General features: G+C 71.4%; 17 protein-coding genes and 1 pseudogene. 11 read left to right on the top strand and 7 right to left on the bottom strand.

All coding sequences use genetic code 11. The features are described from left to right. Nucleotides 1–254 precede the first annotated feature (254 nt). Together glgX and ACFE76_RS18220 are read left to right on the top strand one after the other, a co-directional pair. Complete coding sequence (gene glgX / locus ACFE76_RS18225; protein WP_375433204.1) at nucleotides 255–2,354, top strand: glycogen debranching protein GlgX; 2,100 nt, start codon at nucleotides 255–257, stop codon at nucleotides 2,352–2,354. Nucleotides 2,355–2,754: 400 nt separating this feature from the next. Next, a complete protein-coding gene (locus ACFE76_RS18220; RefSeq protein ID WP_375433203.1) occupies nucleotides 2,755–2,988 on the top strand; it encodes a hypothetical protein in 234 nt (77 codons plus the stop codon). A gap of 225 nt (nucleotides 2,989–3,213) precedes the next feature. Here ACFE76_RS18220 and glgP read toward each other — a convergent pair whose 3' ends face one another. After that, entirely contained in the window at nucleotides 3,214–5,796 is a 2,583-nt protein-coding gene (gene glgP / locus ACFE76_RS18215; protein WP_375433202.1) for an alpha-glucan family phosphorylase, read from the bottom strand. A 269-nt stretch (nucleotides 5,797–6,065) separates the two neighbouring features. Between glgP and ACFE76_RS18210 the strand changes: the two genes are divergently transcribed. Genes ACFE76_RS18210 through glgB form a run of 3 tightly spaced genes read left to right on the top strand, consistent with a single transcriptional unit; the run spans nucleotide 6,066 to nucleotide 11,974 of the window. Beyond that, nucleotides 6,066–8,150 carry an alpha-1,4-glucan--maltose-1-phosphate maltosyltransferase gene (locus tag ACFE76_RS18210; protein WP_375433201.1) on the top strand — a complete coding sequence of 695 codons (2,085 nt, stop codon included), beginning with the start codon at nucleotides 6,066–6,068 and terminating at the stop codon, nucleotides 8,148–8,150. Nucleotides 8,151–8,155: 5 nt separating this feature from the next. Further along, complete coding sequence (locus tag ACFE76_RS18205) at nucleotides 8,156–9,766, top strand: hypothetical protein (protein ID WP_375433200.1); 1,611 nt, start codon at nucleotides 8,156–8,158, stop codon at nucleotides 9,764–9,766. A gap of 6 nt (nucleotides 9,767–9,772) precedes the next feature. Next, entirely contained in the window at nucleotides 9,773–11,974 is a 2,202-nt protein-coding gene (gene glgB, locus ACFE76_RS18200; protein WP_375433199.1) for a 1,4-alpha-glucan branching protein GlgB, read from the top strand. A gap of 27 nt (nucleotides 11,975–12,001) precedes the next feature. On the opposite strand, the gene ACFE76_RS18195 is transcribed toward glgB, so the two are convergent. Next, on the bottom strand, nucleotides 12,002–12,946 hold the full coding sequence (locus ACFE76_RS18195; RefSeq protein ID WP_375433198.1) for a tetratricopeptide repeat protein: 945 nt from the start codon (nucleotides 12,944–12,946) through the stop codon (nucleotides 12,002–12,004). A 64-nt stretch (nucleotides 12,947–13,010) separates the two neighbouring features. Between ACFE76_RS18195 and pgm the strand changes: the two genes are divergently transcribed. From pgm to ACFE76_RS18165, 6 genes are all read left to right on the top strand, one after another. Beyond that, a complete protein-coding gene (pgm, locus tag ACFE76_RS18190) occupies nucleotides 13,011–14,642 on the top strand; it encodes a phosphoglucomutase (alpha-D-glucose-1,6-bisphosphate-dependent) (RefSeq protein ID WP_375433197.1) in 1,632 nt (543 codons plus the stop codon). Between the two features lie 38 nt (nucleotides 14,643–14,680). Then, nucleotides 14,681–15,802 carry a spore photoproduct lyase family protein gene (locus tag ACFE76_RS18185; RefSeq protein ID WP_375433196.1) on the top strand — a complete coding sequence of 374 codons (1,122 nt, stop codon included), beginning with the start codon at nucleotides 14,681–14,683 and terminating at the stop codon, nucleotides 15,800–15,802. 108 nt (nucleotides 15,803–15,910) lie between these two features. Then, nucleotides 15,911–17,110 carry an anion permease gene (locus ACFE76_RS18180; RefSeq protein WP_375433195.1) on the top strand — a complete coding sequence of 400 codons (1,200 nt, stop codon included), beginning with the start codon at nucleotides 15,911–15,913 and terminating at the stop codon, nucleotides 17,108–17,110. A gap of 10 nt (nucleotides 17,111–17,120) precedes the next feature. Beyond that, on the top strand, nucleotides 17,121–17,402 hold the full coding sequence (locus ACFE76_RS18175) for a hypothetical protein (RefSeq protein ID WP_375433194.1): 282 nt from the start codon (nucleotides 17,121–17,123) through the stop codon (nucleotides 17,400–17,402). 10 nt (nucleotides 17,403–17,412) lie between these two features. Continuing rightward, the gene (locus ACFE76_RS18170) at nucleotides 17,413–17,712 is read left to right on the top strand and encodes a DUF3349 domain-containing protein (RefSeq protein ID WP_375433193.1); all 300 of its coding nucleotides are present in this window, start codon (nucleotides 17,413–17,415) and stop codon (nucleotides 17,710–17,712) included. Nucleotides 17,713–17,988: 276 nt separating this feature from the next. After that, nucleotides 17,989–19,209 carry a cytidylyltransferase domain-containing protein gene (locus ACFE76_RS18165; protein ID WP_375433192.1) on the top strand — a complete coding sequence of 407 codons (1,221 nt, stop codon included), beginning with the start codon at nucleotides 17,989–17,991 and terminating at the stop codon, nucleotides 19,207–19,209. Between the two features lie 82 nt (nucleotides 19,210–19,291). Here the strand turns inward: ACFE76_RS18165 and ACFE76_RS18160 are convergent. The 5 genes and pseudogenes from ACFE76_RS18160 to meaB form a co-directional block, all read right to left on the bottom strand. Continuing rightward, a pseudogene (locus ACFE76_RS18160) lies at nucleotides 19,292–20,326 on the bottom strand (DUF6716 putative glycosyltransferase); the annotation flags it as partial. A gap of 195 nt (nucleotides 20,327–20,521) precedes the next feature. Next, a complete protein-coding gene (locus ACFE76_RS18155; protein ID WP_375433191.1) occupies nucleotides 20,522–21,028 on the bottom strand; it encodes a MarR family winged helix-turn-helix transcriptional regulator in 507 nt (168 codons plus the stop codon). After that, the gene (locus tag ACFE76_RS18150) at nucleotides 21,025–21,564 is read right to left on the bottom strand and encodes a PH domain-containing protein (RefSeq protein WP_375433190.1); all 540 of its coding nucleotides are present in this window, start codon (nucleotides 21,562–21,564) and stop codon (nucleotides 21,025–21,027) included. The genes ACFE76_RS18155 and ACFE76_RS18150 overlap by 4 nt, the downstream gene beginning before the upstream one ends. 2 nt (nucleotides 21,565–21,566) lie before the next feature. Next, nucleotides 21,567–21,731 carry a hypothetical protein gene (locus ACFE76_RS18145; protein WP_375433189.1) on the bottom strand — a complete coding sequence of 55 codons (165 nt, stop codon included), beginning with the start codon at nucleotides 21,729–21,731 and terminating at the stop codon, nucleotides 21,567–21,569. Nucleotides 21,732–21,800: 69 nt separating this feature from the next. Continuing rightward, nucleotides 21,801–22,838 (bottom strand): methylmalonyl Co-A mutase-associated GTPase MeaB, encoded by a 1,038-nt coding sequence (gene meaB / locus ACFE76_RS18140; protein ID WP_375433188.1) that lies wholly within the window; start codon nucleotides 22,836–22,838, stop codon nucleotides 21,801–21,803.

Genomic DNA, 22,838 nt, shown 5'->3' with positions numbered 1-22,838 from the left:
ACGCCGAGCCAGAGCCGCCACCACCACCCCACCCCGTTCGACACCAGTCACCTAGGCCGTCGCCCGCACCGGGCGCCGGATTGCGCGAACAGGTCGTCGGCGACCGATTCTCAGGCTACGCTCAGTGCGGGCAGACATCGGTGTCATGAGGAGCGAACGCAGTCGACGGAGCACCCGGCGACGACGCGGTCGGCCGACGACGCAGCCCCACACGACCGGTGGAGACGCCGGCCCACAGAGCTGAGAGCACCCACATGACCCTCACCGCACTGCCCGTCCCAGCGGACACGTCGCTGCTCGGTGCCCACGTCCGGGCCGGCGGGACGACCTTCGGTCTCTGGGCGCCGCGGGCGACCAGGGTCGAGCTGGCGCTGGTGGACGAGGACCGCCACCAGACCAACTACGACCTCCTGCTCGGCCCGGACGGTGTCTGGACCACCCACGTCCCCGGCGTCGGCGCGGAACAGCGCTACGGCTACCGGGTGCACGGCGAGTGGAACCCGACCGCCGGCGCCCGCTTCAACCCCGCCAAGCTGCTGCTCGACCCGTACGCCCGGGCGGTCACCGGCGGCGTGGACTACTCCGGGCCGATCCTCGACCACACGCCCGAGTCGAACTACGTCCCCGACACCCTCGACTCCTTCGCCGCCGTCCCGCTGAGCGTCGTGGTGGCCGACACACCACCGCCGCGCCCGATCGCCACCCCGGTCCCGCTGGCCGACTCGGTGATCTATGAGCTGCACGTCAAGGGCTACACCCGGCTGCACCCCGCCGTCCCCGAGCACCTGCGGGGCAGCTACGCCGGGCTCGCGTACCCCGCGGTGGTGCAGCACCTGGTCGACCTGGGCGTCACCGCCGTCGAGCTGCTGCCCGTACACCAGTTCGTCTCCGAGCCGTTCCTGATCGGTCGCGGGCTCTCGAACTTCTGGGGCTACAACACCCTCGGCTACTTCGCCCCGCACTCGGCGTTCGGGTCGGTCGGCACACTCGGCCAGCAGGTGCGCGAGTTCAAGGAGATGGTGTCGACGCTGCACGACGCGGGCATCGAGGTGATCCTCGACGTCGTCTACAACCACACCGGTGAGGGCGGCCACGAGGGCCCGACGCTGGCGTTCCGCGGCCTGGACCACCTCGGCTACTACCGGTTGACCGCCGACCAGCGCAACGACTACGACGTCACCGGCTGCGGTAACTCCGTCGACACCTCCGAGCCCGGCGTGCTGCGGCTGGTGCTGGACTCACTGCGCTACTGGGTCACCGAGATGGGCGTCGACGGCTTCCGCTTCGACCTGGTGACGACCCTGCTGCGCGACGAGCGGCACCACGTCGACCAGGAGCACCCGTTCAAGGTCGCCCTCCGCGAGGACCCGGTGCTGAGCGGGGTCAAGATGATCGCCGAGCCCTGGGACATGGGGCCGTACGGGTACCAGGTGGGCGCCTTCGGCGACGGGTGGAGCGAGTGGAACGACCGGTTCCGCAACTACGTCCGGGACTTCTGGCGCGGCCACACCCACGGGGTCGCCGAGCTGGGCCAACGCCTGGTGGGCTCCCCCGATATCTTCGGCAGCCGGGCGCCGCAGGCCTCGGTCAACTTCGTCACCGCCCACGACGGCTTCACCCTGCGCGACCTGGTCACCTACGACGGCAAGCACAACGACGCCAACGGCGAGGGCAACCGCGACGGTACCGACGACAACCGTTCGTGGAACTGCGGGGTCGAGGGCGAGACCAGCGACGCCCACGTGCTGGCGCTGCGGCACCGGCAGACCCAGAACCTGATGGCGACGCTGCTGCTGTCGGCCGGGGTGCCGATGCTCACCGCCGGCGACGAGATCGGCCGCACCCAGGGCGGCAACAACAACGCCTACTGCCAGGACTCCCCCGTGTCGTGGGTGCACTGGGACACCGCCTCGGAGTGGGCCGACCTGACTGAGCTCAGTCGGCGGCTGCTGCAGCTGCGGGCCGAGCACCCGGTGCTGCGCCGGACGGAGTACCGGCACGGTGCTCAGCTGCTGGACGCCACCGGGGCGCCGAGCGGCCGCAAGAACCTCGCCTGGTTCGGCGGCCACGACGGCGAGATGACCTCCGACGACTGGACGGACGGGACGCGGCGGACGCTCGGGGTCTACCTGGCCGACGACGACCCGGACCGTACCCAGGACGAGGCGTACCTGATCTGGTTCCACGGTGGGTCCGACCCGGTCCAGGTCGACCTGCCGGCGGGTAGCTGGGCGCACACGTACACCGTCGTCGCCCACACCGGCCACGACGGCGAGATGACCACCGACAAGCTGAGCGCCGGCAGTCACCTCGAGCTCCCCGGCCGTACGGTCGTGGTGCTGCAGGTCGACTGAGGGCTGCGTCCCAGGAACGGATGCCTGCGGTGAGCCCGTGGACCGGGCTGCTGACTCACGCGTTGGGTCGAGCGCCGCGCCCCGACCCGCCGACCGCTTCGAACCCCGCCCGGGCCCTGACAACCGTCACTGAGCTCCGCTACTGTCCCCCCAAGCAGCGACCCGGCCCTCCACTCGCTCGTCCCGCTCCTCCGCTCAGTCATCCTGGGCAGAGCCCAGGCGGTCACTTCACACCCTGGAGGGCGACGTTGCGCCCTTTGCCGAGGGCGCACGGACGCCCGTAAGGGTGTGACGTCGGCGATGGAGCCATGACTCCCGGGGTTCGCGGTCAGGAGAGACATGACTGTCACCACCGCACACGTCTCGGTCTCCCTCGACGGCTTCGTCGCCGGACCAGAGCATGGAGCATCCGCCCGGCAAGGGCGGACTTGGCCGGCACCCGTGGGACTTCGATGCGGCCCTGCCCGGCCACGGGGTGGACCAGCGCTGGACCGACCGGTTGCTCCAGCCGCGCAGGGCGTCCGTGATTGGTCGCAACATGTCGGGCCCGGTCCGCGGCAGCTGGTCGTCGATGCCGGCCTGGCAGGGCTGGTGGGCTGACGAGCCCCCGTACCCGCACCGGCCGTCGTCCTGACCCGTCACCCGCACGAGCCGATCCCGACGGTCGGCGGCACCACCTTTCGCTTCGTGACCGACGGCTTGGCCGCACGCTCGAGACACTTCACACCTCTGCGGTGCTCCGTGCGCCCCTTGCCGGAGGCGCAGGAGGGCCCGTGAGTGTGTGAAGTGACCGCCCAGGTTGGGCCCAGGAGGAGGCACCGGAACGACCCCGGGTCGAGCTTGGGCCAGAAACCGGTCGTTAGGGCACGTAGTCGGCTGAAGGTGGGGTGGGCAGATCGGCGGGCAGGGTGGCCAGGCCCATCTCGGCGGGGCTGGCGAGCTGGGGGTGGTGCGGGACGACGCGGACGGTGTAGCCGATGGCGCCGGAACGCTTGGCCTCGACCCAGCCCTCGTAACGGCGGAGACCGTCGCCGAGGTCGGTACCGGTCGGGAACGGGTTGACGTGCGGCTCCCGCAGCTGGTCGTCGGAGTCGAGCCGACCGGTGACCAGCTGGACCTCGATGTCGTTCGGCGTCAGGTCACCGAGCCGGACCAGGGCGCTGACGTGCAGCTTGGCGCCGATCTCGAGCTGGTCGCCGTCCAGGCTCTCGACGTGGTCGACCTTGACGCCAGGCCAGGCGGCCCGGACGCGCCGCTTCCAGCTGGCGAGCCCCTCGGCGTCGGTCCCCCCGTCGACCGCGTGGGCGGAGGCGGCGGCAGGGCCGTAGAGGAGCGTGACGTAGTCGCGCACCATCCGGGTCGCCAGCACCTTGGGCGCGAGCCCGGCGATGGTCTCGCGGATCATCTGGATCCAGCGCTCCGGCAGCCCGCCGGAGGTGTCGTAGAAGCGGGGCACGATCTCGTTCTCGATGATGTCGTACAGCGCCCGCGCCTCGAGGTCGTCGCGCTGGTCGGCGTCGAGCCCTTCGGCGGACGGGATCTCCCAGCCGAACGCCGGGTCGAACCACTCGTCCCACCAGCCGTCGCGGATGGAGAGGTTGGCGGCGCCGTTGAGCGCGGCCTTCATCCCAGAGGTGCCGCAGGCCTCGTACGGGCGCAGCGGGTTGTTCATCCAGACGTCGCAACCGGGATAGAGCGGCTTGGCCATCGAGATGTCGTAGTCGGGCAGAAAGACGATCCGGTGGCGGACGTCCTCGTCGTCGGCGAACTGCACCATCTGCTGGATCAGCGCCTTGCCGCCCTCGTCGGCCGGGTGCGACTTGCCGGCGATGACGATCTGGATCGGCCGCTTCGGATCGGTCAGCAGGGCCTTCAGCCGCTCCGGGTCCCGCAGCATCAGGGTCAGCCGCTTGTACGAGGGCACCCGCCGTGCGAACCCGAACGTGATCACGTCCGGATCGAGCACGCCGTCGACCCAGTCGGCGCTCAGCCCGCGGTTGGCACAGCTCTCGGTGAGCCGGGTCCGGGTCATGCTCACCAGCTCGGCGCGCATCCGGCGCTTGAGTTCCCAGATGGTCTTGCTGTCCACCCGGGCCAGGCCGTTCCAGTCGTAGCCGTCGACCACCGACGGTGCTGTGCTGCCGGTCGGCGCCTCGAGCAGCTCGAGCAGGTCGCGGTGCACCCAGGTGTAGTGGTGGACGCCGTTGGTGATCGAGGTGATCGGCACCTCGGTGGTGTCGAATGACTTCCACAGTCCCTGGAACATCTCCCGCGACACCGCGCCGTGCAGCAGCGAGACGCCGTTGGCGCGTTGCCCGAGCCGAAAGCCCATCACCGCCATGTTGAACATGTTCGGGTCGCCGCCGGGGTAGTCCTCGCTGCCGAGCCCCAGCACCCGGTCCAGCGGGACGCCGAAGCTGGCGAACTGCTCGCTCATCAGCGCGTGCGCGAAGCGGTCGATCCCCGCAGGCACAGGAGTATGGGTGGTGAAGACCGTGCCGGCCCGGCACCGTTCGAGGGCGGTGTCGAAGTCCAGCCCGTCGCTCATGTACTCGCGGATGCGTTCCAGGCCGAGGAACCCCGCGTGTCCCTCGTTGGTGTGGAACACCTCGGGCGCCGCCGCGCCGGTCACCTTGCAGTACGCGCGGATGGCGCGGACGCCGCCGATGCCCAGCAGCACCTCCTGGGCCAGCCGGTGGTCGGTCCCGCCGCCGTAGAGCCGGTCGGTCGTCTCGCGTTCGGGGCCGGCGTTGCTCTCCAGGTCGGAGTCGAGCAGCAGCAGCGGCACCCGGCCCACCTGGGCCAACCAGATCTGGGCGTGCAGGGTCCGGCCGTCCAGCGGCACCTCGATCCGGACCGGGCCGTCCTCGTCGTGCAGCAGGGTCAGCGGCAGCGCGTTCGGGTCGAGCAGCGGGTAGCGCTCCTGCTGCCAGCCGGCAGCGCTGAGGGACTGGCGGAAGTAGCCCTGGCGGTAGAGCAGGCCGACGCCGATGATCGGCACGCCGAGGTCGGAGGCGGTCTTGAGGTGGTCGCCGGCGAGGATGCCGAGGCCGCCGGAGTACTGCGGCAGCACCTCGGTGATGCCGAACTCGGGCGAGAAGTAGCCGATCCCCTTCGGCGCGGTCGGGTTCTCCGCGGCGTAGGAGGAGTACCAGAGGTCGCCGCTCAGGTAGTCGGCCAGGTCGGCCTGGACCACCCGCAGGCTCTTGAGGAACTTCTTGTCCTTGGACAGCATCTGCAGCCGCTCGCCCGGTACGTCGGCCAGCAGCCGGATCGGGTCGCCACCGCTGGCGGCCCACAGCTCCGGATCGACGGAGCGGAAAAGGTCCTCGGTGTCGGAGTGCCAGGCCCAACGCAGGTTGCGGGCGAGGTCCCCCAGAGGCTTGAGCACCTCCGGCAGGACGGGACGGACGGTGAACCGACGGATAGCGCGCACCGGCATAACCTAGCGGTTACCTCCGGAAGTTCGTCGAGGATCCAGCGTCGTCCAGGTGGATGGCTCGCAAGGCCGACGAAGGAGCGATACCGGGGTTGGACGGCGACTGGGGGGAACGTGTTGGCGCGGAGCGCCGCCTCCGGCGGACAGGCGAGGCACCGCCTGGGCGGGGCTGGTCCCGTACGGACTTCCGGAGGTGACCGCTCAGGTCGATCGGCTGCGGCGCGGGACTCCCTACTGACCGACTGTCAGTCCACACCGCTAGGTTTAGGCAGGTGACCAGCCTCAGCGCCGGAGCCTCTGCCCCGACCTCCTCGACCGGTACGCCCTTCGGCCGCATCCCGGTGACCAAGGTGTCGCCGGTGGTCGAAGGTGGCGCCTACCCCGCCAAGGCCGCCGTCGGCGAGCCGATCCCGATCCGCGCCACCGTCTTCCGCGAGGGCCACGACGCCGTGAACGCCACCGTCGTGCTCACCGACCCGACGGGCGCGGAGCGGCGCGAGCCGATGCACCCCAGCACCCCGGCCGGTTTTGACTGGTGGGCGGCCGAGGTGACGCTCGAGACCGAGGGCCGCTGGAGCTTCCGGGTCGAGGGCTGGGACGACCCGTGGGCCACCTGGGTGCACACGGCCGAGATCAAGATCCCGGCCGGCATCGACGTCACCCTGGTCTGCACCGAGGGCAAGGCGCTGTTCGCCACCTCGGCCGCGAGCGCGACGACGGCCGGCGACGAGGCCGCGGCCCGGCTGCTGCGCGAGGCGCACGCCGCGCTCGACTCCGACCAGCAGGTCGAGGACCGGCTCGAGGTGGTCCTCAGCGACGAGGTGCGGGCCGCGATGGCCGCGTACGGTCCGCGGCTGCTCACCTCCCCCAGCCCGGACTACCCGATCTTCGTCGACCGGCGCGCCGCCCTGTACGCGTCGTGGTACGAGTTCTTCCCGCGCTCTCAGGGCGCCCGGTTCGACTCCGACACCCAGCGATGGGTCTCGGGCACCTTCGACTCCTCCTACGAGCGGGTCGAGGCCGCGGCCGCGATGGGCTTCGACGTCATCTACCTGCCGCCGGTGCACCCGATCGGCACCTCGTTCCGCAAGGGGCCGAACAACACGCTGACCCCCGGACCGGCCGACCCGGGCTCGCCCTGGGCGATCGGCAACGTCGAGGGCGGCCACGACGCCATCCACCCCGACCTCGGCGACCTCGAGTCGTTCGACCGCTTCGTGGCCAAGGTGCGCTCGCACGGGATGGAGGTCGCGATGGACTTCGCCCTGCAGGCCTCCCCCGACCACCCGTGGGTGACCGACCACCCGGAGTGGTTCTCCGAGCGGGCCGACGGCTCGATCGCCTACGCGGAGAACCCGCCGAAGAAGTACCAGGACATCTACCCGATCAACTTCGACCGGGACCGGGAGGGCATCTACGCCGAGAGCCTGCGCCTCCTGAGGTTCTGGATGAGCCACGGGGTCCGGATCTTCCGCGTCGACAACCCGCACACCAAGCCGGTGAACTTCTGGGCCTGGCTGCTGGCCGAGGTGCGCCGCACCGACCCAGACGTGTTCTTCCTGGCCGAGGCATTCACCCGACCGGCGATGATGCACGCACTCGGCAAGGCCGGCTTCCAGCAGGGCTACACCTACTTCACCTGGCGCAACGAGAAGTGGGAGATCGAGGAGTACCTGACCGAGCTCAGCACCTCCTCCGACAGCTTCTTCCGGCCCAACTTCTTCGTCAACACCCCCGACATCCTGCCGATGTTCCTGCAGCTGGGCGGCAAGACCGCGTTCACCATCCGGGCAGTCCTGGCCGCGACGCTGGCCCCCACCTGGGGCGTCTACTCCGGCTTCGAGCTCTTCGAGAACGCCCCCCTCGGTCACGGGCGCGAGGAGTACCTGGACTCGGAGAAGTTCCAGTACCGCCCGCGCGACTGGCAGGGCGCCGAGGCCAGCGGGGAGCACCTCAACCTGTTGCTCGGCACGCTCAACGCGATCCGCCGCGAGCACCCGGCGCTGCAGCAGCTGCGCAACCTGCACTTCCACACCGCGGCCAACCCCGAGGTGGTCGTCTACTCCAAGCGAGTCGAGGACGACGTGGTCATCGTGGTCACCAGCGTCGACCCGCTCAACTCCCACGAGAGCGAGATCGTGCTGGACATGGCCGAGCTCGGGCTCGAGACCGCGGACGTCTTCCTGGTCCACGACGAGCTCACCGGGCAGACCTGGCGCTGGGGCCAGCGGGCGTTCGTCCGGCTCACCGTCGACGACCCGGCCCACGTCCTCACCCTGGTCCGACCGGGCACCCGGTACCCGGGCCAGGCCCCACTGGCGAACGACACAGCTCCGACCACCGCCGCGGAGCAGTGACCCCGGTGCCGATCGCCCCCGCACTCGCCCCCGAGGTCGCCGAGCTGCTGCTCGGCCACCTCACCGCCGCCCGCTGGTTCGGCGGCAAGGGTCGCCGCGTCAGCGTCGTCGGAGTGACCCCGCTGCCGTGGTTGACGTCCCTGCCGGACTACCTCGACTCCCCGCACGGCCTCGCCGTCCGGCCCGAGGTGCTCGAGGTGGCCTACTCCGCTCCTGAGGACCCGACCCCCGTGGACGACCCGGACGAGGTCGACGACGACCGCGAGCCGGAGGCGCCCGAGGCACCCGAGGCCGTGGCCCGGACCAGCGGACCCCGCGAGCTCTACCAGCTGGTCCTCGGCTACCGACCCGCGCCGCACCCCGACCTCCAGCACGCCGAGATCGGCCGCTGGAACGACCCCGAGCTCGGGCCGGTCGTGGCCTACGACGCCCTCCAGGACCCGGAGGCGTGCGCGGTGCTGCTGCGGGCGCTGCTGGACGAGCAGGCGCAGCAGACGGCGGAGACCCGGCTGGTCTTCCACCTGAGCGCCGCCCGCGGTTTGAGCCCGGACCTGCCGGCGGCGGTGTTCACCGGCCAGCAGAGCAACACCTCGGTGATGTTCGGCGAGGTCGCGATGCTCAAGGTCTTCCGGCGGCTCGAGCTGGGCCGCAACCTCGACATCGAGGTCCACGACGCCCTGTCGCGTACCGCGATGGCCGACGTAGCCACGCTCTACGGGTGGATCAACGCGACCTGGACCGGCACCCACCCGACCACCGGCCGGGTCGAGACCCTCGACGCCGACCTCGGCATGGTGGTGGAAAAGCTCGCCGAGGCCACCGACGGCTGGGGGCTGGCGCTGGACGCGCTGCGCCAGGGAGAGAGCTTCGCTGGTCCGGCGCACGACCTCGGCCACGCCCTGGCCGAAACCCACACCGCCCTGCGCAGCGCCTTCCCCACCGGCCGACAGTCCGGCGCGGCCGTGGCGACGGTCATGCGGGACCGGCTGACCACTGCCGCTGGCATCGCCCCGGCGCTCGAGCCGTACGTCGCCCCGCTCGGCGAGGTCTTCGACACCGTGGCGGCGTCCGAGCTCGACACCCAGCGGGTGCACGGCGACTTCCACCTCGGCCAGACCCTGCACACCCCGGCCGGCTGGAAGATCATCGACTTCGAGGGCGAGCCGGTCAAGACCCTCGTCGAGCGGGCGGCGCCAGACAGCGTCTGGCGCGACATCGCCGGCATGCTGCGCTCCTTCGACTACGCCGCGGCGAGCGTGCCGGGGCCCGACAGCCGCGACTGGGCGCTGGAGTGCCGCCAGGCGTTCCTCTCCGGTTACGCCGGCGACGGGCTGTCCGCGGCCGACGCGTCGACCCTGCAGGCGTACGAGGCCGACAAGGCGGTGTACGAGGTGGTCTACGAGGTCCGTAACCGGCCCGACTGGGTGTCCATCCCGCTCGGCGCCGTCGCCACGATCACCGCGAGCAGGACCGAGCACGGAGAGCACGACCAGGCGCGGAACGCAGGGCACGACCAGGCGCGGAACGCGACGCACGACCAGGCGCGGAACGCGACGCACGACCAGGCGCGGAACGCGACGACGCGTTCTGGAGCGAGCAACCAGGTGAAGGAGTAGCGGGCTATGGCGTTCGATCTCAGCGGCGGGCTCACCGGATGGGACCTCACCGGTTTCCACGCCGGCCACGACACCGAGTGCTGGCGCCGGCTGGGGGCGCAGGAGACGACGGTCATCGACTCCGAGCGCGGCGAGCTCTTCGGCACCCGCTTCTCGGTCTGGGCCCCGAACGCGCAGACCGTGCGGCTGGTCGGTGACTTCAACTCCTGGAACGGCGACTCCGGCCAGATGCACCTGGTGCCCGGGTCCGGAGTCTGGGCGCTCTTCGTGGAGGGTGTCAGCACCGGTTCGCTGTACAAGTTCGAGGTGCTCGGCGTCGACGGCGTCTGGCGGCTCAAGGCCGACCCGATGGCCCGCTTCTGCGAGGCTGCACCGCACACGGCCTCGATCGTGCACCAGAGCCAGTACACCTGGGGCGACGACGCGTGGCTCTGGTACCGCGGCCAGAAGACCCAGCACGCCGAGCCCGTCAGCATCTATGAGGTGCACCTGGGCTCGTGGCGGCACGGGCTGACCTACACCGAGCTCGCCGAGCAGCTGGTCGAGTACGTCACCTGGCAGGGCTACACCCACGTCGAGCTGATGCCGGTGGCCGAGCACCCGTACGAGGGTTCCTGGGGCTACCACGTCACCGGTTACTTCGCGCCGGCGTCGCGCTTCGGCTCCCCCGATGAGTTCCGGCACCTGGTCGACGCGCTGCACCAGGCCGGCGTCGGCGTGATCGTAGACTGGGTCCCCGGCCACTTCGCCACCGACCCGTGGGCGCTGCAGCGCTTCGACGGCACGGCGCTCTACGAGCACGAGGACCCCAAGCTCGGCTGGCACCCCGACTGGGGCTCCTACATCTTCAACTTCGGCCGCAACGAGGTGCAGAGCTTCCTCATCTCCAACGCCTACTACTGGCTGGAGGAGTTCCACATCGACGGGCTGCGGATCGACGCCGTCGCCTCGATGCTCTACCTGGACTACTCCCGCAACGAGGGTCAGTGGATCCCGAACAGGTACGGCAGCAACGAGAACCTCGAGGCCGTGTCGCTGCTGCAGCGGGTCAACCAGCACAACTACGCCCGCAAGCCGGGGATCATGATGATCGCCGAGGAGTCCACGTCGTGGCCCGGGGTGACCCGAGCGGTCGACGCCGGCGGTCTCGGCTTCGGCTTCAAGTGGAACATGGGCTGGATGAACGACTCGCTGCGCTACATCGGCCGCGAACCGGTCTACCGGCAGTACCACCACCACGAGATGACGTTCGCGATGGCGTACGCCTACTCCGAGAACTTCATCCTGCCGATCAGCCACGACGAGGTCGTCCACGGCAAGGGCTCGATGTTCGAGCGGGTGCCCGAGGACGAGTGGCGTAAGTTCGGCACGCTACGGGCCTTCTACTCCTTCATGTGGTCCCACCCGGGCAAGCAGCTGCTGTTCATGGGCACCGAGTTCGGCCAGCGCCGCGAGTTCTCCGAGCAGCGCAGCCTCGACTGGGACGAGTCGGCCCACTGGGGTCATCGCGGGGTGCAGCGGCTGGTCAAGGACATGAACGCGATCCAACGGGCCAACCCGGCGCTCTACGCAGCTGACAGCGACCCGGCCGGCTTCGCCTGGATCAGCGCCGACGACCAGGGCGGCAACGTCTTCTCGTTCCTGCGCTTCGACGGCCAGGGCCAGATGATCGCCTGCGTCACCAACTTCGCCGCCGATCCCCGGGCCGACTACCGGATCGGGCTCCCGTCCGAAGGCATCTGGGAAGAGATCCTGAACACCGACGCCGCGGAGTACGACGGCTCCGGCACGTTCGGCAACCTCGGCCAGGTCGTAGCCGGCGCCGTGCCCTCCCACGGGTACGCCGCCTCGGCCGCGGTCACCATCCCGCCGCTCGGTTCGGTCTGGCTGCGCTTCCTGCCCGTGACGTCGGAGGAACAGTCCGACAGCGCCTCGGTCGACCGTGGCGTCCGGGCCGCCGCCAAGCAGGCGTCGCCGGCCTGGTCGAAGGTCAAGCCCGCTCCGACGGCCACCGACGACGCCTCCGCCGCGCCGAAGGTCTCACCGAAACCAAAGGCCGACGCCAAGCCCTCGCAACCGGCCGCCACCGCCGGTACGGCGTCGGCCGCCCGACCCGACGCCCGCCTCAAGGGCGCCGCCACCCCGGCGGAAACCCCCTCCGCCCCCGACGAGGCCGCCGCCACCGGAGACCCGCCCCTCACTGCCTAGGCGGGTAGGTACTGCCTGGCGGGTGGGTCAGAACAGGGCGGCCATCAGCTGACGGCGGCCCTTCAGGACGCGGTCGTCGGTGTTGCCGAGGGTCTCGAAAAGCTCGAGCAGGCGCACGCGGGCGGTGTCGCGCTCGGCGCCGGCCCGGGTGCGGACCAGGCCGAGCAGCCGGCCGAAGGCCTCCTCCACCAGGCCGCTGAGCATCTCGACGTCGGCGGCGTCGAGCTGGGCGGCAAGGGCGTCGCTGGACGCGGCCGCGGCGATCGCGGCCTGCGGGTCCAGGGCGGCGGCCCGCGCGAACAGGCCCGCCTGCGCCCTGCCGGCCTTCGCCTCGGCGTCGTTGGGGTCGAGGGCGAGCAGCTGGTCGAACTCCTCGACGGCACCGGCGAAGTCGCCCCGTTCGAGGGCCTCGTCGGCGGCGGCGAAGCGGGGGTCGGCGACCGGCTCGTCGTCCACCTCGCCCGTCGCCGGCCCACCGACGGGCTCAGCCCGGCCGACGATGCCGTTGCTGAGCGCCGCGGCGAGCAGCTGGTCGATCGCGGCCTGCACCTCGGCCTGGGGAAGAACCCCCTGGAACAGCGGCGCCACCCGGCCGCCGATCAGCGCGAGGACCGTCGGTACCGCCTCGAGCTGGAGCGCCTGGACGATGCCGGGCGCGGTGTCGATGTTCAACCGGGCGAGGAGGAACTTGCCGCCGGCGGCGTTGGCGATGGCAGCCAGCGCGTCACTGAGCTGCTGGCCGCTGGCGACCCGCGGTGAGTAGAGCTCCACCACCACGGGGTGCTTGAGCGAACGCCGGATGGTCTCGGCCTCGAAGGTCTGCTCGGTGACCTCGAGCACGTACGAGCTGCCCGAGCCCAGCCGAGCAGCTCCACCGGAACCGCGTCCGGGGACCGCAGGTGGCGTCTTGGCTCGGGCCGCGAGCGCGGACAGGTCGATGGCACCGGCACGGGAAAAGCTGGACGAGCTCATGACTCCATCCTGCCGCACCAGCCCGGCCGTCCCTGACAAGCCCCGTGTGGGCAGAATGGCGGGCATGGCCCACAGTCGCGCCGGACAGCCGGCTCTCCCCGAAGACCTCATCGACGTCGACGCGGTCGTGTCCGCGTACTACGACCTCCTGCCCGACCCGACGAATCCCGACCAGCAGGTCGTCTTCGGCACCTCGGGTCACCGCGGCTCGAGCCTGGACGCGGCGTTCAACGACCCGCACATCGCCGCCACGACCCAGGCGATCGTGGAGTACCGGGCGAGCCAGGGCATCCGCGGTCCGCTCTACCTCGGCAAGGACACCCACGCGTTGTCCGGGCCGGCCTGGCGGACCGCGATCGAGGTGCTGCTCGCCAACGGCGTGATGGTCCGCTGCGAGGGTGACGACGACTACACCCCCACCCCGGCGGTGTCGCGGGCGATCGTGGTGCACAACGCGACCGCCTCCCCCGCCCAGCAGGCGGACGGGATCGTGGTGACGCCCTCGCACAACCCGCCGCGGGACGGCGGCTTCAAGTACAACCCGCCGCACGGCGGTCCGGCCGACTCCGACGCCACCAGCGTGATCGCCGCCCGCGCCAACGCTCTGCTCGCCGACCCGACGGCGATCAAGCGGCGACCGTTCGCGGCGGTCAAGAACGACCTGCACCGGTTCGACTACCTGAGTGCCTACTGCCAGGACCTCGGGAACGCCCTCGACCTCGACGCCGTCCGCGAGGCCGGCGTCCGGATCGGGGCCGACCCGATGGGCGGCGCCGCCGTCCAGTACTGGGGCTACATCGCCGAGCACCTGGGCCTGGACCTGACCGTCGTGAACGACAAGGTCGATCCCCAGTGGGCGTTCATGACCCTCGACACCGACGGCAAGATCCGAATGGACTGCTCGTCACCGAACGCGATGGCCAGCCTGATCGGCAACAAGGACGCGTACGCGATCTCCACCGGTAACGACGCCGACGCCGACCGGCACGGCATCGTCACCCCTGACGCCGGCCTGATGAACCCCAACCACTACCTCGCGGTGGCCATCCAGTACCTCTACGGCCATCGGCCGGGCTGGAAGCCCGGTGCCGCCGTCGGCAAGACGCTGGTCTCGTCCTCGATGATCGACCGGGTGGCCGCCGACCTCGGCCGGACGCTGCTCGAGGTGCCGGTGGGCTTCAAGTGGTTCGTCCCGGGCCTGCGCAGCGGCGACATCGCCTTCGGCGGCGAGGAGTCGGCGGGCGCGTCGTTCCTGGCGCTGGACGGCAGCACCTGGACCACCGACAAGGACGGCATCCTGCTCGCCCTGCTGGCCAGTGAGATCACCGCCGTCACGCAGCTGACACCGAGCGAGCACTACGCCGCGCTCGAGGCCGTCCACGGCTCCGCCGCGTACGCCCGGGTCGACGCCCCGGCCAACCGCGAGCAGAAGGCCAAGCTGGCCAAGCTCGACCCGTCGGCCGTGGCGGCCACCGAGCTCGCCGGCGAGCCGATCACGGCCAAGCTGACCTCGGCGCCGGGCAACGGCGCGGCGATCGGCGGCCTCAAGGTGACCACCGAGTCGGCCTGGTTCGCAGCCCGACCCTCCGGCACCGAGGACGTCTACAAGATCTACGCGGAGTCCTTCCGCGGGGCCGACCACCTGCGCCAGGTGCAGGAGGAAGCCCGCGCCGTGGTGTCGGCGACCCTCGGGTAAGCGGAAGAACGGGCGTACGGCGGGGGTTGTACCTCCCGATGAGCAACGCACTCCTGCCCGAGCTCGGCACCCTGCCCCTCACCCCGGCTCCGACGCGGATCTGGACGCCCAAGCGCGTCCAGGTCACGCGCGCCGCGGCCGAGCTGCCGCACACCGCGGAGATCCTGCGCCGCTGCGAGGCGGCGGGCGTCACCGACATCATGATGCTGACGAACGACCGGTTGAGCGGGCTGCGAGGGGAGACCGAGCGGGAGACGTACGCCCGGGCCAAGACCACGCTCGCGGTCGTGGTCGCGCCACCGAGCCAGCTCAAGCCGCAGCCCATCCCGCCGAGTGCGGACTGGCGGATCGACCTCGCCAAGGGCTGCCCGGCCCACTGTCAGTACTGCTACCTCGCCGGATCGCTCGGGGGGCCGCCGGTCACCCGCGTCTACGCCAACCTGGACGAGGTGCTGGCCCCGATCCGCACCCACGCCGGCCGCGGCACGATCACCACCGGCACGGATCTCCGCGGGCACGAGGGCACCACGTTCGAGCTCTCCTGCTACACCGACCCGCTCGGCATCGAGCACGTCACCGGCTCGCTCACCGAGGCCGTCCGCCGGGTCGGCGCCGGCGCGTACGGGGACGACGTGGCGCTGCGCTTCACCACCAAGTTCGACGACGTCACCGAGCTGCTCACCCTCGACCACCAGCGCCGGACCCGGGTCAGGTTCTCGGTCAACGCCCCGGAGGTGGCCCGCCGCTTCGACGGCGGTACTGCCCCGCTCACGGCCCGGTTGACCGCCCTACGCGCCCTCGCGCTGGCCGGCTATCCCGTGGGGCTGACCATCGCGCCGGTGATGGCCTACCCCGGCTGGCAGCAGGGCTACGGGGCGTTGCTCGACCAGGTGACGACGGCCGTCGCCGGCGTACCCGACCTCGACCTGACCGCCGAGATCATCACCCACCGCTTCACCCCGGCCAGCAAGGACGTGCTGCTCGGCTGGTACCCGCAGACCAAGCTCGAGATGGACGAGGACGTGCGCACCCAGAAGCGGTCCAAGTTCGGCGGCGTCAAGTACGTCTACCCGCGCGCCACCATGGCCGAGATGCGGCAGTGGTTCACCAGCGAGCTCGCGGCCCGGCTGCCCGCTGCGCCGCTCCTCTACTGGACCTGAGCCCCTCAGGCGTGGCCCGGCAGAGCCAGATGAACTCTTCGTGAACCTATGCGTCAAGGGGCCTTCTGCGTTGGACCGGGCGGGCGCCGGGGGACGAGCATCGTCCTCGTGACCGAACCTCTCTTCATCTTGGCCATCGTCATCGTGACGGCTCTGGCCTTCGACTTCACCAACGGCTTCCACGACACCGCCAACGCGATGGCCACGTCCATCGCCACCGGTGCCATCAAGCCCAAGGCAGCCGTCGCGCTGTCCGCCGTCCTCAACCTGGTGGGCGCCTTCTTGTCGATCGAGGTCGCGCTGACCGTGAGCAACAAGGTGGTCGCCATCCAGGGCGCGAACGGGGCCCCGATCCCCGAGCTGATGGGGACACCGATCCTCACCATCGTCTTCGCCGGTCTGGTCGGCGGGATCCTCTGGAACCTGGCGACCTGGCTGCTCGGGCTGCCGTCCTCGTCCTCCCACGCCCTGTTCGGCGGCCTGATCGGAGCGGCCATCGCGAGCCTCGGCTTCAGCGGCGTGAAGTGGGACGGTGTGGTCTCCTCGATCGTCATCCCGGCCGTCGCTGCCCCGATCGTCGCCGCGCTCGTCGCCGCCATCGGCACCCGCGTCATCTTCGCGCTGGTCTCCAAGGTGCCCGAAGAGCGCCGGGACAGCTCCTTCCGGTGGGGCCAGATCGGCTCCGCCTCGCTGGTCTCTCTGGCCCACGGCACCAACGACGCCCAGAAGACGATGGGTGTGATCACCCTCGCCCTGATCGCCTACGGCAGCTGGACCGACCTGGACGCGATCCCCTTCTGGGTCAAGGCGGCCTGCGCGCTCGCCATCGCGGGTGGCACCTACATCGGCGGCTGGCGCGTCATCCGCACGCTGGGCAAGGGTCTCGTCGAGATCTCCTCCCCTCAGGGCATGGCCGCCGAGACGGCTTCGGCCGCCGCGATCCTGTCCTCCAGCCACCTGGGTCTGGCGCTGTCGACCACGCACGTGGCCACCGGTTCGATCCTGGGTACCGGGCTCGGCCGCAAGGGCGCCGTCGTCCGCTGGGCCGTCGCCGGCCGGATGGTCATCGCCTGGCTGATCACGCTGCCCGCGGCCGCCCTGGTCGGCGCGCTGTGCTGGGAGCTGTCCCACGTGATCAGCGGCTCGGCCGGCGTCGGCGTCGTCTTCGCCATCCTGGTCGTCGCGGCAGGCGCCATGTTCCGGCACTCCCGCAAGACCGCCATCACCGCCGACAACGTCAACCACGAGTGGAAGGGTGGTCTGGCTCCGGCCGACGAGCCCACCGCCCGCCAGACCGTGAACGCCTGAGGAGCCCAGCATGGTCGACATCCTGATCAAGTCCCTCGACGCCCTCTGGCAGGTGGCCCTCGTCGGGCTGGTGCTCGGCGCCGGCCTGCCCGCCCTGTTCGCCCTCGGCGTCCGGTCGCTCAACACCGGCCGGGTGGTCACGGCCGGCGGTCCCCAGTCCTCCGGCGCCGACACCAGCACCCCCTCCGCCGCCGGAAGGGCGGGCGCCTACGTCTGCTTCGGCATCTGCATCCTCGCGGTCGCCTTCGGTATCGTGGTCATCGTCTTTGGCAAGCAGCTGTTCGGAGTCTGAGCCCATGTCGATGCCTACGTTTCTGACCTCAGTGGTCGGCTGGCTACGTGCCGGCTATCCCGAAGGTGTTCCCGAGAACGACTACATCCCCCTCGTCGCGGTGCTGGCTCGGCGGCTGTCGCACGATGAGGTGCTCGCCGTGGCGGCGGCGCTGTCCGAAGCGGGCGACACCCCGATCGGCAACGTCGACATCGGGACCATCATCACGAAGGTCACCCACGAGCTCCCGCGCGAAGAGGACGTCGACCGCGTCCGCGCCAGGCTCGCCCTCGGCGGCTGGCCGTTGGCCGACCCGCGACCGGCTTTGTGAAAGCTCCGCAAGGCTTTTTCCAGAATCTGTAATGAGTGGGCCGCCGCGAGCGATATCACCAGTGGAGCCGGACGACTTACCTGAACCCCCGAGCAGGCAAGTCGTCCGGCTTTGCTATGTCCGGAACCGGTCTCGTCGGTTTGTCGGCCAGCCGCCGAGGGCAGCCGCGGCGCCGTCAGGGCGGACGGACGGGACGAGCCAGGGCCCGGACAGGCGTCGCCGACCTGACACCTGGCGTTCACGGACCCGACAGCCCCTCGCCCTAGCGTCGCCCACGTGACCTCTGCTGAGCGCCGTGTCGTTGCCGTCATCCCGGCCCGTGGCGGGTCCAAGGGCGTTCCGGGCAAGAACCTGCGTACCGTCGGCGGCGTGCCGCTGGTGGTCCGGGCCGTCCGGTCGTGCCGGGCGGCGCTGCGGATCGACGAGGTGGTCGTCTCCACCGACGACGACGCCATCGCCGCCGCGGCGGCCGGCGCCGGCGCCCGAGTGGTCCAGCGGCCCGACGCCTTGGCCGGGGACACGGCGAGCTCGGAGTCGGCCCTGCTGCACGCCCTGGACAGCCTTGGGGCGGACCCGGCCGTCGTGCTACTGGTCCAGTGCACCAGCCCGTTCCTCGACCCGGCTGACCTCGACACCGCCGTCGACCTGGTGGCGGGGGGGAGGGCGGACTGCGCGTTCGCCGCGGTCGCGACGTATGAGTTCCTGTGGCGTCGGGTCGGCGCGCAGGCCGCGGGCGTCAACCACGACGCCGCGTACCGGCCTCGCCGGCAGGACCGCGACCCCGACCACCGCGAGACCGGCGCCTTCTACGCGATGGACACCGACGGCTTCCGGCGGGCCCGGCACCGCTTCTTTGGCCGGACGACCGTGGTCGAGGTCGCCGAGCAGACCGCGCTCGAGATCGACACCCTGCTGGAGCTCGCGATGGCGAACGCGCTGGCGCCGCTGGTGGACCACGGTGCCCAGGACAGTGCGATCGACGTCGACGCCGTCGTGACGGACTTCGACGGGGTGCACACCGACGACGCGGCGTACTTGGACGCGGCGGGTGCTGAGCTGGTCCGGGTCAGCCGCGCGGACGGGCTGGGCGTCGCAGCGCTGCGCGAGGCCGGGTACCCCTTGCTCATCCTGTCCAGGGAACGCAACCCCGTCGTCTCGGCGCGGGCGGCCAAGCTGGGTGTCGACGTGCTGCAGGGCGTGGACGACAAGGCAACGGCCCTGACCAGCTGGCTGGCCGCGCACGGCCTCGACGCCGCGCGGGTGGCCTACCTGGGCAACGACGTCAACGACCTGGCCCCGATGGCGGTGGTGGGCTGGCCGCTGGCGGTGGCGGACGCCCGGCCGGAGGTGCGGGCGGCCGCTCGGCTGGTGTTGCAGCGCCGGGGCGGGGACGGAGCCGTGCGCGAGCTCTGCGACCGAGTGCTCGAGCTCGGCCGGTCCCGGCCAGCGCCCGACGCCGCTGCTCGGCCGAGAGCGACAGTCTCAGGTACTGCCTGACGGCCGCCCGAACGGGCACCCGCTCCGGCGCGGCCGCGGGAGGCAGCTCACCCGCGGTCCGCTGCTCGACCAGCTGGCGCAGCCGGACCAGCCAGTCGGAGTCCTCGGTGGGGTGGAAGTAGTTGTCCGCCAGCCATTCAGGAGTCGGTCGGCGAAGGTCACCGGTGGCCAACCCGGACATGGGTCCGGTACAGCCGGAGTCGGCGAAGACCAGGTTGATCAGCTCGGCCGAGATCCCGAAGTCCTCGATCACCAGCACCGGCACGCCGAGCCCGATCGCCTCCAGGGCGGCCGTGGAGGACACGGTGGCCAGCCCGCGCGCGCCGGCGAGCGCCTCGCTCATCGCGCCGGTGGTGAAGGTGACCGCGTCGGCGGCCACCTCGCCGCGCGCCACCAGCCCGGCCCACAGCTGGTCGTAGGGATAGGTCTCCCGGTGGGTCTGCTGCTCCCCCGCCCCGGCCCGCAGCTTGACCAGCGCCGGCGCGGCGGCCACGAGCGCGTGCAGGACGGACTCCCGGTCCTTCCTGCTCGTCGGCACCTGCGCCTGCGGGGCGAAGACGAGGGGTCCGCCGGTGCCGTGTGGCGGCGCGACGGTGTCGTGTGGCGGCGCGACGGTGTCGTGTGGCGGCGCGCCGGTGTTGTATTGCGGCGCGCCGACGTCGTCCGGCAGGAACGGCAGCCGGGCCAGCGCGTAGGCCGGCCCACCACCGTCGGTCGGCAGCCGGCCGAACGCCACCCGCTCCCGGTGGCTGTGCACGAGGAAGAGGTCGCAGCCCCGGCGCAGCCGGACCGCCCGAGCGGACGCCGGATAGCTGATGCCGGGCAGTCCGGTGAGCAGCACCGGTCGGCGGCGGTCGCGCAACGGGGGCAGCCGGGTCAGCGTCCGCACGACGGGACCGGTGCAGGCCAGCAGCAACACGTCGGGCCGTTCCCGGACCAGCAGCCGCAGCAGCCCGGGCAGGGTGACGACAGTCGCCTCGGGCCCGCCGGCGGCGGCGACCTGACCGGTCGACGGCATCACCGCGTTGCGCAGCACCAGCTGACGGCTCGACCAGTCCGCCGGCAGCCCGGCCAGGGTGGCGACGCTCCACTTGAGGTAGGAGTCGGTGTCGGCCACGGCCAGGACCTGCACCCTCCTAGGAGGGTGGTGTCGAACGGCGGCCGTAGCGAGCAGGTGCCCGGGTACGTGCCGGGCAAGGCGCCGGAGGAGTCGGATAGCGGGGTTCTCTCCGCGACGACGGCAACGAAGACCGGTGCGTGCCCGGGTGCCGCGCAGCAGGTCGGCGTTTGACACCACCCTCCTAGCGTCGTCTCAGGAGAAGTCACCGGCCGCGGCGCGCGGGGTGGTGAACAGGGTCGACAGCTGGTCGCACTGCTCCTCGCTCAGCGATCCGAGCCCGAACTGGGCGCCCACGATCAGCTCCGTCGCCTGCTCCATCACGGCCCGGCCCTTGGCGGTGATCGAGGCGAGCACGGCACGCCCGTCCTCGGGATGGGGCGTGCGTCTCAGCAGCTCGGCGGCTTCCAGCCGCTTGACCAGCGGGGTCACCGACGTGGCGTGCACCTGCAGCCGCTCGCCGATCCGGCCGAGCGGCAGTGAGCCGCGGCGGGAGAACGACAGCAACACCAGCACCTCGTACCGGGCGAAGGTCAGTCCGAGCGGGCGGAGCAGCTCGTCGAGCTCGCTCAGGACGAGCTGGTGGACCCGCATCAACGACGTCACCGCGCGCATCCGGGGGGTCTCGTCCCAGCGTTCAGCCCAGAGCCGGGACGCCTCCGCCACGGGGTCGAAGGCGAGCGGCCGCCGCTCGGTGCTCACGTGCCGTCGTCGGCCAGCTGGGGCGCGGTGGCGCGCAGGCCGGCGCGCTGCATCGTCTCCTGCAGGGTGCGGTCCCGGGCGTCGATGTCGCGGACGAAGCGCACCTCGCTCAGCCCCTGCACCTGGGCGGCGGACTCGAACACGAAGTGACCATAGTTGAAGATCCGGCCCACCAGCGGCTTCTTGACCGTGATGTCGAGGATGCGGCCGAGCGGCACGCTGGCGCGCTGGACGGCGAAGGTGCCGTGCACCCGGAAGACCCGCTGGTTGGTGATCACGAACCGGTCCCGGTACTCGTCAGCGATCGAGTAGAGCGCCTGGACGGTGACGCCGACCGAGAGAACCAGCAGCACCCAGAACAGCGGCGGCTGGAACGCCCACGAGCTGAGCAGGACGGGGACGGCGATGATCAGCCGGACCCAGGCGGCCGCGCTGGCCATCCAGTGCTTGTAGACCTCGAGCACGATGTACTCCTGCTCGCTGAGCAGCAGGTAGCGGTCGACGTGCGGGTCGAGCCACTCGACCAGCCCGGGCACGGTCAGGCGGCCAACGAGGTGAAGAACGTGACAACGGCCTGGAACACCCGGACGAGCGCGCCGAAGACCGTACGGACGGCCTGCGCCGCCCCCTCGGGCTGCTGGATCAGGTAGAACAGGCAGAAGCCCACGACCAGGATGAAGATGACCTTCTTGGTCCACTTCACGTCGGACGACCCCCTTCTGCTCGTGCGGTACACGGGTGCGCACAGCTCCTCGAGCGTGCGGGATCCTGTCTACCCCACCACACCGTCAGCGGCCGCGAGCCACGCCGCCGCGGCCGCGTACGGGTCGGTGCGGCCGTCGCGGACCTGCTCGGCCAGCTCGTCGAGCCGTGCGCCGGCGACGGTCCGCCACCGCTCGAGCAGAGCGGCGACCGCCAGCCCTTCGATCTCGCGCCGCGCCCGGTCAGCCCGCCGGCGGTCCGCCTCCCCAGTGGTCCCTGCGTGGGCGGCGAACCGGTCGAGCTCCACCAGCAGCTCGTCCATGCCGGTGCCCTCGCTCGCCACCGTGGTCAGCACGGGCGGCACCCAGGCACCCTGCGGACGGGCGGCCAGGCTCGTCGCCGTCCGCAGCTCCCGGACCAGCGCCGAGGCGCCGTCCCGGTCGGCCTTGTTGACCACGAGCAGGTCCGCGACCTCGAGGATGCCGGCCTTGGCGGCCTGCACCCCGTCGCCCATCCCGGGCGCCCACAACACCACGGTCACGTCCGCGAGGGCGGCCACCTCGATCTCGGACTGACCGACGCCTACGGTCTCCACCACCACGGTGGCGCAGCCGGCCGCGGCGAGCACCCGGAGCGACTGCGCCGCGGCGACCGCCAGCCCGCCGAGGTGGCCGCGGGTGGCCATCGACCGGATGTGCACCTCCGGGTCGAGCGCGTGCTGCTGCATCCGGACCCGGTCGCCCAGCAGCGCGCCGCCGGTGAAGGGCGAGGTCGGGTCAACGGCCAGCACGCCCACCCGCTGGCCGCGCGCCCGCAGCGCGGTGACCAGGGCTGCCGTGGTGGTGGACTTCCCCGCGCCCGGCGGCCCCGTCACGCCCACCACGTACGCGTGGCCGGGCGTGCGGGCCAGGCCGGCCATGATCTGCGGCAGGGCCGGCGACGAGTTCTCGATCAGGGTGACCAGCCGGCCGACCGCCCGTGGCTGGCCGGCGCGGACGCCCGCCAGCAGGGTCTCCAGCGCGTCGCTCAGCGGGCTGCCCGCCCGCCGACCACCACTGGTCTCATCGAGTTCCCTTCCGCCGCCGCCCGTGGCGGACCAGTCTGGCAC

Source organism: uncultured Friedmanniella sp., assembly GCF_964244005.1.
GTDB lineage: Bacteria > Actinomycetota > Actinomycetes > Propionibacteriales > Propionibacteriaceae > Microlunatus.
Note: the sequence above shows the minus strand (reverse complement) of the source record. Positions and strands in the feature narration are given on the sequence as shown.